The organism is Streptomyces alkaliterrae (assembly GCF_007097205.2).
Lineage (GTDB): Bacteria > Actinomycetota > Actinomycetes > Streptomycetales > Streptomycetaceae > Streptomyces > Streptomyces alkaliterrae.
Window position 1 is genome coordinate 1 of the sequence record NZ_VJYK02000730.1, and the last position, 424, is coordinate 424.

1 protein-coding gene is annotated in these 424 nt (G+C 75.9%); it reads right to left on the bottom strand.

Annotation, left to right across the window (positions count from 1 at the left end; all coding sequences use genetic code 11):
* A partial coding sequence (locus tag FNX44_RS27695; RefSeq protein WP_153507833.1) for a DUF2690 domain-containing protein occupies positions 1 to 416 on the bottom strand: 416 nt, incomplete at its 3' end.
* Positions 417 to 424: the final 8 nt, after the last annotated feature.

Sequence of the window (424 nt, forward strand, 5' to 3'; positions counted from 1 at the left end):
GGGGTGGTGCCGCCGGGGTCGGTGCAGCCCGTGGCGCCGGAACGGAGGCGCCAGCAGGCCTTGACGTCCTCGGGGGCCGGGGCGCCGAGCATGAGGGTGAACGCCGAGCGGTTCCGGTCGTCGGGCACCACCTCGCGGTGGCGGCGGCCGTCCGTCGCGACGAGTGCGACGCGGTCTCCGGGGCGTGCCCACTTGATGCGGGCCCAGCCCGCGCGGCAGAGGCTGCTGTAGCGGACCTCGACGTACGATCCGCCGACCCGGCTGAGCGCGGACGTCCAGGCGTCGCCGCCGCAGCCGAGTTCCATCGGGTCCTCGCCGTCGCAGGCACTGCCGTTGCAGTTCACCTCGACGCCGGTGACGGGTGGTCCGGTGGGCGGCGGTTCGGCGGGGGAGGAGTCCGCCGCCCACCGGACCACCCGTCACC